The 12,929-nt window shown below is 62.0% G+C and carries 11 protein-coding genes; 5 read left to right on the top strand and 6 right to left on the bottom strand.

Annotated features, from left to right (window positions below):
- Positions 1–212: 212 nt before the first annotated feature.
- From hemL to BLU48_RS24515, 3 genes are read right to left on the bottom strand one after another with little or no spacing between them, the layout of a single operon-like run.
- Entirely contained in the window at positions 213–1,496 is a 1,284-nt protein-coding gene (gene hemL / locus BLU48_RS24525) for a glutamate-1-semialdehyde 2,1-aminomutase (protein WP_057024466.1), read from the bottom strand.
- Between the two features lie 11 nt (positions 1,497–1,507).
- Positions 1,508–2,137 carry a thiamine phosphate synthase gene (gene thiE, locus BLU48_RS24520; RefSeq protein WP_057024467.1) on the bottom strand — a complete coding sequence of 210 codons (630 nt, stop codon included), beginning with the start codon at positions 2,135–2,137 and terminating at the stop codon, positions 1,508–1,510.
- A gap of 32 nt (positions 2,138–2,169) precedes the next feature.
- Complete coding sequence (locus BLU48_RS24515; protein WP_057024468.1) at positions 2,170–2,967, bottom strand: hydroxymethylpyrimidine/phosphomethylpyrimidine kinase; 798 nt, start codon at positions 2,965–2,967, stop codon at positions 2,170–2,172.
- 275 nt (positions 2,968–3,242) lie between these two features.
- On the opposite strand from BLU48_RS24515, the gene BLU48_RS24510 reads away from it, so the two are divergent.
- The 4 genes from BLU48_RS24510 (at position 3,243) to BLU48_RS24495 (ending at position 9,783) form a co-directional block, all read left to right on the top strand.
- Complete coding sequence (locus tag BLU48_RS24510; protein WP_057024469.1) at positions 3,243–5,642, top strand: hybrid sensor histidine kinase/response regulator; 2,400 nt, start codon at positions 3,243–3,245, stop codon at positions 5,640–5,642.
- Between the two features lie 123 nt (positions 5,643–5,765).
- Positions 5,766–7,418 (top strand): acyl-CoA dehydrogenase family protein, encoded by a 1,653-nt coding sequence (locus BLU48_RS24505; protein WP_057024470.1) that lies wholly within the window; start codon positions 5,766–5,768, stop codon positions 7,416–7,418.
- Positions 7,419–7,602: 184 nt separating this feature from the next.
- Positions 7,603–9,075 (top strand): AMP nucleosidase, encoded by a 1,473-nt coding sequence (gene amn, locus BLU48_RS24500; RefSeq protein ID WP_161796505.1) that lies wholly within the window; start codon positions 7,603–7,605, stop codon positions 9,073–9,075.
- 72 nt (positions 9,076–9,147) lie between these two features.
- Positions 9,148–9,783, top strand: a complete 636-nt coding sequence (locus tag BLU48_RS24495) for a pseudouridine synthase (protein ID WP_057024471.1) — start codon at positions 9,148–9,150, stop codon at positions 9,781–9,783.
- Here BLU48_RS24495 and BLU48_RS24490 read toward each other — a convergent pair.
- Entirely contained in the window at positions 9,778–9,987 is a 210-nt protein-coding gene (locus BLU48_RS24490) for a DUF2788 domain-containing protein (protein WP_025999909.1), read from the bottom strand. The genes BLU48_RS24495 and BLU48_RS24490 overlap by 6 nt on opposite strands.
- A gap of 194 nt (positions 9,988–10,181) precedes the next feature.
- Positions 10,182–10,661 carry an Lrp/AsnC family transcriptional regulator gene (locus BLU48_RS24485; protein ID WP_003194418.1) on the bottom strand — a complete coding sequence of 160 codons (480 nt, stop codon included), beginning with the start codon at positions 10,659–10,661 and terminating at the stop codon, positions 10,182–10,184.
- Positions 10,662–11,078: 417 nt separating this feature from the next.
- Between BLU48_RS24485 and BLU48_RS24480 the strand changes: the two genes are divergently transcribed.
- Positions 11,079–12,038: a DUF6515 family protein gene (locus tag BLU48_RS24480; RefSeq protein ID WP_057024472.1), complete on the top strand. Its 960-nt coding sequence runs from the start codon at positions 11,079–11,081 to the stop codon at positions 12,036–12,038.
- On the opposite strand, the gene BLU48_RS24475 is transcribed toward BLU48_RS24480, so the two are convergent.
- Positions 12,035–12,928 carry a cation diffusion facilitator family transporter gene (locus tag BLU48_RS24475; protein WP_057012851.1) on the bottom strand — a complete coding sequence of 298 codons (894 nt, stop codon included), beginning with the start codon at positions 12,926–12,928 and terminating at the stop codon, positions 12,035–12,037. The genes BLU48_RS24480 and BLU48_RS24475 overlap by 4 nt on opposite strands.
- Position 12,929: the final 1 nt, after the last annotated feature.

Genomic DNA, 12,929 nt, shown 5'->3' with positions numbered 1-12,929 from the left:
CTCTGACGGGGCACGCGGACCCACGGGGGAGTCCAATCAGCGCGCATTATGAAATAAGCAGGCCCCTGCTTACAAAGTCTTTACTCGTTTTTCTGCTGCTTGGGCAAGATATCTGCCGGTTTGTAGGATAATTCTCGAAAAATGCAGGAAATATCTGTAGGCAAAGTAGCAAATCTGACGCTGCCTGGGGCAACGTCAGTGAGTGCCGTCAGTTATTTCAGGGCCGCGAAGGCGCGTTCGGCAGCATCGAGGGTCAGTTTCAGCTCGGCTTCGCCATGGGCGATCGAGGTGAACCCGGCTTCGAAGGCACTCGGCGCCAGGTACACGCCGCCTTCCAGCATCAGGTGGAAGAAGCGCTTGAACAGGTCGGCATCGCTGCCCATCACGTCATCAAAGGTGACGATATCGTCGGCACCGCTGAAGTACAGGCCGAACATGCCGCCAGCCTGGGTGGTGACAAACGGGATACCGGCGGCATCGGCGCGTTGTTGCAGGCCGTCGAGCAGGCGGGTGGTGTAGTCGGTCAGCTCGGCATGGAAGCCCGGGCGGCTGATCAGGCGCAGGGTGGCCAGGCCGGCGGCCATCGCCAGCGGGTTACCCGACAAGGTGCCGGCCTGGTACACCGGGCCCAGGGGAGCGATGTGCTGCATGATCTCGCGCTTGCCGCCGAAGCAGCCTACTGGCATGCCGCCACCGATGATCTTGCCGAAGGTGCTCAGGTCCGGCGTAACGCCGTAGTGCGCCTGGGCGCCGCCGAGGGCGACACGGAAACCGGTCATCACTTCGTCGAAGATCAGCACCACGCCGTGCTTGTCGCACTGCTCGCGCAGGCCCTCGAGGAAGCCCGGGGCCGGCGGTACGCAGTTCATATTGCCGGCAACCGGCTCGACGATGATGCACGCCACGTCCTGGCCGACTTCGCTGAGCATCTGCTCGACGGCGGCGATGTCGTTGAACGGCAGGGTCAGGGTGTGCTTGGCGAAGGCTGCCGGCACACCGGCAGAGTTCGGCACGCCCTGGGTCAGCGCGCCGGAGCCGGCTTTCACCAGCAGGCTGTCGGAATGGCCGTGGTAGCAGCCTTCGAACTTGATGATGTTATCGCGGCCGGTGAAACCCCGGGCCAGGCGGATGGCGCTCATGGTGGCCTCGGTGCCGGAGCTGACCATGCGCACCATTTCCATCGACGGCACGATCGCGCAGACCAGGTCGGCCATCTCGGTTTCCATGGCGGTCGGCGCGCCGTAGGAAAGGCCGTGTTGCAGCTGCTGGCGCACCGCATCCAGTACGTCCGGGTGACTGTGGCCGAGGATCATCGGGCCCCAGGAGCCGACATAGTCGACATAGCGCTTGTCATCTTCGTCGGTGACATAGGCGCCTTCGGCATGCTTGAAGAACAACGGCGTGCCGCCCACGCTCTTGAACGCACGTACGGGGGAGTTCACACCGCCGGGGATGTGTTTCTGGGCATTGGCAAACAGGGTTTCGGAACGGGACATGATCGGGCTCTCTAAGCTGAATATTTAAGAAGGTCGTTGAAGGCGCGGGCGCGGCGCGTGACTTCCTGGGTACTGTCGGCACCGAACAGGCCGTGCACCACCGCCAGCAGGTCGGCCCCGTGGGCCACCAGCGGTTCGGCGTTGTCCAGGGTGACGCCGCCGATCACGCAGATCGGCAGCTGCAAGCGCGCGCGGGCCTGGGCCAGCATTTCAACGGTGGCGGCAGGTGCGCCGGGTTTGGTCGTTGAATTGAAGAAGCGACCGAAGGCGACATAGCTGGCGCCTTCCCTGGCTGCCTGTTCGGCCAGTTCGATCTGGTCGTGACAGGTGGCGCCGATGATCGCCTTGGAGCCCAGCAGTGCACGGGCCGGGGTCAGTGGGCCGTCGGTCTGGCCCAAGTGCACACCAACGCCCAGGCGCGCCGCCAGCTCGGCGTCGTCGTTGATGATCAGTTGGGTCTTATAGCGGGAACACAATTCGTGCAGTTTTTCCGCTTCACGCAGGCGCCGCGCTTCGTCGCTGCTTTTGTCACGGTACTGCAACAAGGTCACGCCGCCGTCCAGCGCTGCTTCGACGTAGGCGAGGAACTTGCCGGCCAAGAGCTGGCTGTCGGTAATGGCGTAAAGGCCACGTAGTTTCATCGGGCAAGCCCCTTGTTGTGACAGGCGATAGGTTACGAGCAGAAATCCAGCGGCAACCGACGCGGCACGTACTGGCCCTGGCCGAGTCGCTCGGCGTCACGCAGGGTGCGCCAGGTGTAGTTGAGGGCCGATTGCACGGCGCTGGCCAAGCCTTCGCCCTGGGCGATGCGACCGGCCAATGCACTGGCCAAGGTGCAGCCCGAACCGTGATAGCTGCCTGGCAAGCGCTGGCAGGTAAAGGTGCGGCGCGTGCCGTCGCGGCTGTACAGGCGGTTGTGCACTTCATGCTCGTCGCCATGGCCACCGGTGATCAGCAGGTGCTTGATGTACGGCAACAGCTTCTCGGCGCACTCGTCCGCGCTGCCGTCGGGCAACTCGGCCAGGATGCGGGCTTCCGGCAGGTTGGGCGTGGCGATCAACGACAGTGGCAACAGCCGTTCGCGCATTGCGTAGCCGACTTCATCCTTGCCCAGGCTACCGCCGCCGCCGGCGCGCAGCACCGGATCGCAGACCACCGGCAGATGCGGGTGCGCCTGCAGCAGTTCGACCACGGTGTCGACCATCGCGGTGGAGCCGAGCATGCCCAGCTTGACTGCCGCCACTTCGGAGTCGCTGAGCACGGCATTGGCCTGGGCCATGACCCACTCGCGATCAAGCACGCGGAAGTCACTGACATTGACCGTATTCTGCACGGTCAGGGCGGTGACGGCCGCAGCGGCGTGGCAGCCCTGGGCGAGCAGGGCTTCGATATCTGCCTGCAGGCCGGCGCCACCACTGGGGTCGTGGCCGGAGAGACAGAGGACAACGGGGCGAGAGCTGTAGATATTCATGGTGCGCGAGCTTACCACCAAACGCTTTTTGCGTGGCCGTCTGGCGATGGTTGAAGTCTGCCCGCAGTTACGACGTTTTTCTGCGGCTCGAAGCTGCAGTTTAAATGCTGAAAGCCTTGATCTAGAGCCTTTCAAAAAAATATTTCAATGCTGTCCAATGGCCTTTAATGGCTATGCTAAAGTGCACCCAAACAACTTACTGTATCGCCGGTGTACGTCTTCTCAAAAGGAATGGGGGGCTTTTGACACAGCCGGGCAGGCCACGCTGGGGCTTTATGCGCTATTTGCTGATCTTTATCTTGTGCGGGCTGCCGATGCTCGCCAGCGCCGTCGAGTTCCACCCGGACACGCGAAGCCTGCCGCTGGGCCGGGTCATGCAAGTGCTGGAAGACCCCACCGATACCCTCACCATCGCCGATGTCAGCTCCCCCGCCTACGCCGCCCAGTTCAAGACCCATGACAAAGCCACCCTCAACGCCGGTTATTCGCGCTCGGTGTTCTGGCTCAAGGTCAACCTGCATTACACCGCCAAGGACCCTCGTGCACCACGCGCCTGGTTTCTGGAGCTGGCCTATCCGCCGCTCAATCGCCTGGACCTGTACCAGAGCGACGACACCGGTCGCTACCGCCTGACCGCCCGGACCGGCAGCGCATTGCCGTTTTCCAGCCGTGAAGTGAGCCAGAGCAACTACCTGTTCAAGCTCAACTTCCTGCCCGACCAGCAACAGACGCTCTACCTACGCTTGCAAAGCCAAGGCTCGATCCAGGCGCCGTTGACGTTATGGGCGGGTACGGCATACCTGGAAGAACAGCCGCTGCGCCTGTATGTGCTCGGGGCGATTTACGGTGTGTTGCTGGGCATGTTGATCTACAACCTGTTCATCTACCTGAGCGTGCGCGACACCAGCTACCTTTATTACATCCTCTATATTGCGTCGTTCGGTTTGTACCAGCTCTCGGTCAATGGCGTCGCGGTGCAGTACTTCTGGCCGAACAACCCATGGTGGGCGAATGCGGCGGTGCCGTTCCTGATCGGTTCGGCGGCGTTGTTCGGCAGTCTGTTCGCCCGCAGCTTCCTGCACACCGCGCAGCACAGTCGCTGGCTCAACCGGATGCTGCTGGCGCTGGCAGCCTGTGGTGGGTTGGTGATGGCGCTGGCGCTGCTGACCAGCTACGCCGTGGCCCTGCGATTGGCCACGGGCCTGGCGCTGGTATTTACCGTGACCATCTTTGTCGCCGCCATCAAGGCTTGGTACTGCGGGCAGCGTATGGCGCGCTACTTCATCATCGCCTGGTCGGCGTTCCTGCTTGGCGGGGTGGTCAACACCCTGATGGTTCTGGGCTACCTGCCTAACGTGTTCCTGACCATGTATGCCAGCCAGATCGGCTCGGCCATTGAAGTGGCGCTGCTGTCCCTGGCCTTGGCCGACCGCATCAACGGCATGCGTGAGCAGCAGGCGCAAATCCTCTTCGACGCCAGCCAGAAGCTCGAGGCGCTCAACCAGCAACTGGCCCGCAGTAATCGCCTCAAAGATGAATTCCTCGCCACCCTGACCCACGAACTGCGTACGCCGATGAACGGTGTGATCGGTTCTCTGGAGCTGATGCAGACCGTCCCCCTGGCCGATGATCTGGCGCAGTACCAACAAACCGCCGCCGGCTCGGCACGGGACATGATGCGCATGGTCAACGGCATCCTCACCCTGACCGAACTGCAGGCCGGCCGCCTGGTGGCACAGCCCCAAGTGTTCAGCCTGCGGGGGGAGCTTGATACTTTGCGCCAGCAGTTTACCGCCAGTGCCCAAGCCAAGGGCCTGGAGTTTTCCATCGACGTCGCGGATGAACTGCCGGACCGCGTTATCGGCGATGCGGGCAAGCTGCTCCAATGCCTGGATTGCCTGTTGGACAATGCGTTCAAATTTACCCATATAGGTGTTGTGCGCTTGCGTGTGGTCGGTGTGCCCCAAGCGGATGGCGGACTGCACCTGAGCTTTATCGTGACCGACACCGGTATCGGTTTTGCCTTTCTAGACGAGGCCACGCTGTATCAGCGCTTCTTCCAACTCGACGGCTCGACGACCCGTGAATACGGTGGCCTGGGCATTGGCTTGGCGATTTGCCGGCAGTTGATTGAACTGCAGGGCGGGCGTTTGACCCATCATTCGGAGCCGCGCAAAGGCAGCCGCTTTCAGTTGGAATTGGACGTCGGCCTTGCGCCTGGGCAACTCAGGCAGAGCGCGCCGGTGCACCACGCCCAACGTTCGCCCCATGAATGCAAGGTGCTGCTGGTGGACGACAACAGCGTAGGCCAGTTGGCGGTGCGTGGCATGCTGCTCAAACTGGGCTACCGGGTCAAAACCGTGGATAACGGCCCGGCCGCACTGGTAGAACTGCAGGGTGAGCGTTTTGATGCAGTGCTGCTGGACATACCTGAAGGTGGTTTCTCGTTGTGCTGTCAGATTCGTGCTTTGCCCGGCTGCGGTGAGTTGCCGGTGATCGCCCTGAGTAGCTCGCCCGATGGGCCGGAACGTGAGCGTTGCCACGGCATCGGCATGACCGATCGCCTGGCCAAACCCCTGCGTTTCGACGCCTTGCAGGCCGTGCTGGAGCGCCATGTGCTGTGCACGACAGAGGGCGAAAGCGCCGAACATTCGGCGGGTATGCCACTTTTTTGAGCGTAAGGTCGGTGCTTAACTGAAATAACCGGCCTCAATCGAACGGTGCCTTGTGTAGGCGCGAGCAAGCTCGCTCCTACAGACAGCCTGAAATCGATGTGGCCTTTTTCCAGGAGGCCCGTCATGAACCTGCATCAGTTTGCTGAAACCCACGACGTCACTAACCAGCCACCGTCCCTGGACGGCACCAACCTGTACCGCATCGATCTGCCCCTGCAAGAATGGTCGCGCCGCTTTGGCGCCGGCTGGGCGCAATCGCGTATCGATGCCTACGGTGCGCTGGCCGGCGGGCCGTTGATGGAGGCCGGGTTCCTGGCGAACCAGAACAAACCGGTGTTCAGCAGTCATGACCGTTACGGCCACCGCATTGACCTGGTGGAATTTCACCCGGCCTATCACGAACTGATGCGTACCGCCGTTGAGCATGGCCTGCCGTCGCTGCCCTGGGCTCATCCGCAATCCGGCGCCCATGTGGCGCGTGCGGCGATGACCTATCTGCACAGCCAGGCCGAAGCCGGCACCGGTTGCCCGTTGACCATGACCTTCGCCTGCGTCCCGGCGCTACGCCTGCAACCGGACCTGGCGGACCTCTGGCTGCCGAAGATCCTCAATACCCAATACGACCCACGCAACGTCGGTATCGCCCACAAGGCCGGCGCCACCATCGGCATGGCCATGACCGAGAAGCAGGGCGGCACCGACGTGCGCGCCAACACCACTCGCGCCTATCCTGTTGGCGCAGGCGGTCCCGGCCAGGCCTACGAACTGGTGGGCCACAAGTGGTTCTGCTCGGCGCCGATGTGCGATGCCTTCCTGACCCTGGCCCAGACCGACAAGGGCCTGACCTGTTTCCTACTGCCCCGACAGCGCCCGGATGACACGCGCAACCAGTTCTATATCCAGCGTTTGAAAAACAAACTTGGCAACTGCTCCAATGCCTCCAGCGAAGTGGAGTTTCGCGGCGCCCTGGCCTGGATGGTCGGCGAAGAAGGCCGTGGCGTACCGACCATCATCGAAATGGTTGCCATGACCCGTTTCGATTGCATGGTCGGCTCCAGCGCCTTGATGCGCCAGGCGCTGACCCAGGCCAGCCATCACTGTGCCCATCGCTTGGTCGGCGGCCGCCTACTCAGCGAACAACCGCTGATGCAAAACGTCTTGGCCGACCTGGCCCTGGAAAGCGAAGCGGCCCTGGCCTTGAGCCTGCGCATGGGCCGCGCGCTGGATCATCTTGATAATGAGCAGGAAGCCAAGTTCGCCCGGCTGGTCACGGCGGTGGGCAAGTATTGGATCTGCAAGCGTGCGCCCGCGATGATCAACGAAGCCGCCGAATGCATGGGCGGTGCCGGGTATGTGGAGGACAGCATCCTGCCGCGCCTGTACCGTGAGGCGCCGGTGAACTCGACGTGGGAAGGCTCGGGTAACGTGCAATGCCTGGACGTGCTGCGCGCACTGTCGAAAGAACCGGGTGTGCTGGAGGCGCTGTTTGTCGAACTGGGCGATGGGCACGGCGACCGGCTGTTGACGCGGCATATCGAGCAACTGAAGTCGGCTTTTATGGACACCCAGGACATTCAGTACCGCGCACGGCAGTTGACCGAGGATATCGCCGTGGCATTGCAGGCCAAGTTGTTGTTGGAGGCCGGGAATGCAGCCGTCAGCGATGGGTTTATCGCCAGCCGCCTGGGCGAATCGTCCGGTCGGGTGTACGGCACCTTGCCGCGTGGGGTGGATGTGGAGGCGATCGTCCAGCGATCTACACCCCCATTCTCCTGAATAAACACAGTCAAATGTGGGAGGGGGCTTGCCCCCGATAGCGGCGTGTCAGTTGATAATATACTGACTGACACTCAGCTATCGGGGGCAAGCCCCCTCCCACATTTTAAATGCAATCCAATCCTGGTGTTTCGGTGAAGCCTGGATACAGGCAAGATAAAGACCTGCAAGTCCAGAACACAGGATGCTTACCGTGACCGAAGCTTTTGTTGTCGTTAAAACCGCCGAAGAGGCCGTGGACCGGCTGGCGGCCCTGCATGAGCGTGCTACCGGTGCGCTCAATCAAGCCCTCAAGCAATACCTCAAGGACCGCATCGAACCCGACGCCGCACAACGCGCGCTGTTTCGCTACCCGGAACTGCGCCTGACCTACCACTGCCATGGCGAAGTCCCACAGACCACCCGGGCGTATGCCAAGGTCCAGTTACCCGGCACCTACAGCGTCACCGTGACCCACCCGGCCGCGTTCCGTAAGTACTTGCTCGAACAATTGGTGCCGCTGATGCACGATTTCACTGTGACGGTGGAAGTGGGCGTCAGCCAGCAGAACATCCCTTACCCCTACGTGGTGGAGCAGGGCGACGAACTGGCCGGCTCCGGCGTGACCGCCGCGACCCTGGCCCGGGTCTTCCCCAGTACCGACCTGTCCGCCGCCACGGATGGCATCGCCGACGGCCTCTACGATTGGGAAAACACCGACCCGTTGCCCTTGGCACTGTTCGATGCGGCCCGCGTGGATTTTTCCCTGCGCCGCCTGGTTCACTACACCGGCAGCGACTGGCGCCATGTACAGCCGTGGATCCTGCTGACGAACTACCACCGCTACGTTGACCAGTTCATCCTGCACGGCCTGGAACAACTGCGCAGCGACCCAAGGTTTATCCGCATGGTGTTGCCGGGCAACGTGGTGATCGACAAAAGCATGGACCACGGCGAGGCCTCGGCGATTGCCGCAGGCGTGGTCTGGCACCGCTACCAGATGCCGGCCTATCACCTGCAAGCCAGCGATGGTCACGGCGTGACCCTGGTGAATATCGGCGTCGGCCCATCCAACGCCAAGAACATCACCGACCACCTGGCGGTGCTGCGCCCGCATTGCTGGCTGATGATCGGCCACTGCGGCGGCCTGCGCCAATCCCAGACCATCGGTGACTACGTACTGGCTCACGCCTATATGCGTCGTGACGGCATTCTTGATCGTGTGGTGCCGCCGAACATCCCGATCCCGGCCCTGGCCGAGGTGCAGTTGGCCCTTCAGCAAGCCGCGGCGAATGTTACTGGCGAAAAAGGTGAAGAACTGAAAAAACGCCTGCGCACCGGCACCGTGCTGACCTACGACGACCGCAACTGGGAACTGCGCTGGGCCCAGGAACGTCCGTTGATCAACCTGTCCCGCGCCGTGGCCGTGGACATGGAAAGCGGCACCATCGCTGCCCAGGGTTACCGTCTGCGCGTGCCCTATGGCACTTTGTTATGCGTCTCGGACAAACCCTTGCACAGCGAGATCAAGCTGCCGGGGTCGGCCAACGCGTTTTATGAGCGTGCGGTCAGCCAGCACCTGAAAATCGGCATCGAGGCGGTCGATCTGTTGCGCACCGAACTCAATTCGTTGCACTCGCGTAAATTGCGCAGCTTCGACGAGCCGCCGTTCCGCTAAGCGGTTGGGATGGTCATTTGGCGGTCAGACCACTAGCATTGTGGGTCCTGACCGCTAGATGTTCCTTTTGCCATGTCCCGTCCTACCCGTCCCGATTCGCGCCGCCCTGGCGTGAAACCTCCGCATGCCGCTGCCCGTCGTGTCGCCAAGGCGCCACCGGCCGAGCCGAAGCTGATCCTGTTCAATAAACCGTTCGACGTGCTGACCCAGTTCAGCGACGAAGGCGGGCGTGCGACCCTCAAGGACTTTATCGACATTCCCGGCATCTACCCGGCGGGGCGCCTGGACCGTGACAGCGAAGGCCTGCTGTTGCTGACCAATGACGGTCAGTTGCAGGCACGTATTGCCGACCCCAAGCACAAGCTGGCGAAAACCTATTGGGTGCAGGTGGAAGGCGAGCCGACACAAGAACAGCTGCAACGCCTGCGCGATGGCGTGGAACTCAATGACGGCATGACCTTGCCTGCCGAGGCGCGGCTACTGGATGAACCCGCGTTATGGCCGCGCAACCCGCCGGTACGCTTTCGCAAAAGCGTGCCGACTCACTGGCTGGAGCTGGTCATTCGCGAAGGGCGTAACCGCCAGGTCCGGCGCATGACCGCGGCGGTGGGCCTGCCGACGTTACGACTGGTGCGCGTGCGCATTGGTGACTGGTCTATCGACGGCCTGGATCAAGGCCAATGGAAGGCGGTACCGGCGCGTTTATAGAGCACCGGACTCGATCAGGCCGATCACCACGCTCTTGATGATGAACGCGGCTACGCCCAGGCCCAGCACGAAGAACAGGATGAACGAACCAAAGCGCCCGGCCTTGGATTTCTTTGCCAGGTCCCAGACGATGAAGCCCATGAAAATAATGAGGATGGTGACCAGGCCGGTCATCATCCATTCTTCAAACAGGGCGGGGTCGATGTTGTTCATGGGGCTCTTCCAGCAAGACAAGCGAGCAGTATACGGCAGCGTCACAGACGCAACATTGACTTGAGTCGTACGCGGTCAAAATGTGGGGGGGCTTGCTCCCGATGACTGAGTGTCAGTGAGTTATTTATCAACTGACCCACCGCTATCGGGAGCAAGCCCCCTCCCACATTTGGCCTTCACCGACCTTAAGTGCGCAGGTGGGTCAGGGGCAGTTCGGTGCTGTTGAGCACCTGGTTGAGAACAAAGCTGGAACGCACGCTGGTCACGCCTTCGATGCGGGTCAGATGGCCCAGCAGCAGTTTTTGATAGTGATCCATATCCGGCACCACGACCTTTAGCTGATAGTCCGCATCCATGCCTGTCACCAGGCTGCATTCCAGCACCTGGGGCAAGGTACGGATTGCCGCCTCGAAGTTCTCGAAGCGCTCCGGCGTGTGCCGGTCCATACCGATCAATACGTAGGCCGTCAGGCTCAGACCGAGCATCTTGCGATCCAGCAAGGCAACCTGGCGCGCAATGTAGCCGTCGTCTTCCAGCTGCTTGACCCGGCGCGAGCAGGGCGAAGGCGACAGGCCGATACGCTCGGCCAGCTCCTGGTTGGAGATCCTCGCGTCGCGCTGCAATTCCGCCAAAATACTCAGGTCGTATCGGTCAAGCTTGCTCATTGGGTTGGCCTTTGTCGTAACTATTGCGTTGAATTATCCATGAAGGGTTAAAAATTGCGCAAGCACTGTTTATTGACGCAATCTTCGCAATCATCCGTCGGGCGTTGGCGGGTATCTTTATCAACAGAATCACCGCCTGGACAACAGTCCACAGCAGCGCGCCCAATCAGGCCCGCTGCGGCCGCCGCCCCAGCAGGGTTGAGCCGGCCTCCAGGCTGCACACTGTCCACAAGACGGCGTGAGGTGAGCCAACGTCAAAAGCGTTGTGCATGGACGAAGTTCTCAAGGGGTGGCCGACGGGTCACCCCTTTTCTTTTGCCTTGAGAAAATACTGCCCGCGACTGATAACCTGCCTGAGAACCGGGTGGGGCTTTTTCAGTCTCATCTGTAAGGCCCTAATCCGCAGTGAGGAATAGCATGAAGCGCATCTGGCGTATGGCAGGTGTTGGTTTGCTGGTGGTCAGCGTCGGCACGCAGGTAATGGCCGACGAGCGCGATAACTCACCGGGCCCGGCGCAACGGCCTGAAAACAATCAACCACGCCCACAAAACCCGCATTTTGATCGCGGCGGCCAGCACGAGGGGCAATGGCAAGGCCGCCCTCAAGGTAATGAGCCAGGGCGACCGGCACCGCAGCCGCAACCCTCCAATAACCTGCCGATCCAGGGCCGGCCCGATACCGTGCGTCAGACCCAGGAGCCGCGCCAGGGTTATTACCGTGATATCCCCCGACGCAACGACGACAACCGGCATTGGGAGGCTGGCGGCCCAGGTTCGCGGCCTGGTTATGATCGTCCCGGTGATAACCGCTGGCCTGGCCGCCCCGACGGGCACGGCAATGGCTGGGGCCCAGGCCCGCAGCACCGTCCCGGTTACGTGGTGGATCGCTTCCCTGACCGTAATTACCGCGTGCCTTACCGTGGCCAGGACTACTTCTTTTCCGGCGGCTACTGGTATCGTCCCCAAGGGCCGCGCTACGTGGTGGTGACGCCGCCATATGGCATTCGTGTGCAGTACCTGCCGGACTACGCGCGTGAAGTGTGGGTAGGTGGCTCACTCTTGTTCCTTGCCGCTGGCGCCTACTACGCCTATGAGCAAAGCACCCAGCAATACGTGGTGGTGCAACCGCCAGCGCAAGTGCCATCACCCCAGCCGGCGCCGCAAGGCAATGGTTATGACGTGGTTGCCTATCCCGCCAACGGCCAGTCCCCGGCCCAGGTGCAGCAGGACGGCTACGACTGTTATCGCTGGGCCGTGCAACAAAGTGGCTTCGACCCGCGCACCGTCACTTATGCCCCCGACCCGGCGGTGGTGCAAACCTACCGCCAGGCCCAGGGCAACTGCCTGGGCAGTCGCGGGTATCAGGTGCAGTACTAGGTCTTGTTGCCGGTGACCACTTCCAGCGGGTCGGCGTGCACCAGCACTTCGGCACGCGGGTAGGCCTGGTGAATGGCGTCGGCGGCCTGGTCGCTGATGCCATGGGCCACCGATAACGTCAGTTCCCCCGGCAGTTCCAGGTGCAACTGCACAAACCAGTGGCTGCCGGAGATACGCGTGCGCAAATCGTGGGCGCCCAGGACCCCGGGCACGCCACGGGCCAGTTCCAGCATGTGCTGGCTGACGTCCGGTGGTAGCTCTTCATCCATCAACACCGCGAAGCTTTCCCGGGCGATCTGGATCGCACTCCACAGGATGTAGGCGGCGATGCCCAGGCCAAACCATGCATCGACCTGATGAAAGCCGAAGCCCGCCAACACCAGTGCGATGAGGATGCTGCCATTGAGCAGCAAGTCCGAGCGGTAGTGCAGCGAGTCGGCGCGCACCGCGTTCGAACCGGTCTCGCGCACCACACGGTGTTGCAGCATCAGCAGGGCCACGGTCAGCGCCAGGGACAAGACAATTACACCAATGCTCAGCCATGGCGCGCCCACGGGCTCGGGATGCTTGAGCCGTTCAAACGCCTGGAGCGCAATCAGCACCGCACTGCCAGCGATAAACAACGCTTGGGCCATACCCGCCAGCGATTCCGCCTTGCCATGCCCATAACGGTGATCGTCATCGGCCGGGCGCAGGGCGTAATGCACCGCCAGCAGGTTCAACAGCGAGGTCACACCATCGAGCAGCGAGTCGGTCAACCCGGCGAGCATGCTCACCGAGCCGCTGAGCCACCAGGCAATGGCCTTGGTGATAATCAGCACACAGGCCACGCCCACCGAGGCGCGAGTGGCCAGGCGCAGGAGCCTGGCGTGTTCGGGGCTGCTGGTCATG

Source organism: Pseudomonas synxantha, assembly GCF_900105675.1.
Classification (GTDB): domain Bacteria; phylum Pseudomonadota; class Gammaproteobacteria; order Pseudomonadales; family Pseudomonadaceae; genus Aquipseudomonas; species Aquipseudomonas synxantha.
This window is presented reverse-complemented; position numbering and strand designations above follow the sequence as displayed.

Coding starts and splice junctions, on each gene's coding strand:
- BLU48_RS24495 (WP_057024471.1), top strand. CDS start 9,148: ATGTCCCGTCCTACCCGTCCCGATTCGCGCCGCCCTGGCGTGAAACCT.
- BLU48_RS24510 (WP_057024469.1), top strand. CDS start 3,243: ATGCGCTATTTGCTGATCTTTATCTTGTGCGGGCTGCCGATGCTCGCC.
- BLU48_RS24485 (WP_003194418.1), bottom strand. CDS start 10,661: ATGAGCAAGCTTGACCGATACGACCTGAGTATTTTGGCGGAATTGCAG.
- thiE (WP_057024467.1), bottom strand. CDS start 2,137: ATGAAACTACGTGGCCTTTACGCCATTACCGACAGCCAGCTCTTGGCC.
- hemL (WP_057024466.1), bottom strand. CDS start 1,496: ATGTCCCGTTCCGAAACCCTGTTTGCCAATGCCCAGAAACACATCCCC.
- BLU48_RS24480 (WP_057024472.1), top strand. CDS start 11,079: ATGAAGCGCATCTGGCGTATGGCAGGTGTTGGTTTGCTGGTGGTCAGC.
- BLU48_RS24515 (WP_057024468.1), bottom strand. CDS start 2,967: ATGAATATCTACAGCTCTCGCCCCGTTGTCCTCTGTCTCTCCGGCCAC.
- BLU48_RS24475 (WP_057012851.1), bottom strand. CDS start 12,928: ATGACCAGCAGCCCCGAACACGCCAGGCTCCTGCGCCTGGCCACTCGC.
- amn (WP_161796505.1), top strand. CDS start 7,603: ATGCTTACCGTGACCGAAGCTTTTGTTGTCGTTAAAACCGCCGAAGAG.
- BLU48_RS24505 (WP_057024470.1), top strand. CDS start 5,766: ATGAACCTGCATCAGTTTGCTGAAACCCACGACGTCACTAACCAGCCA.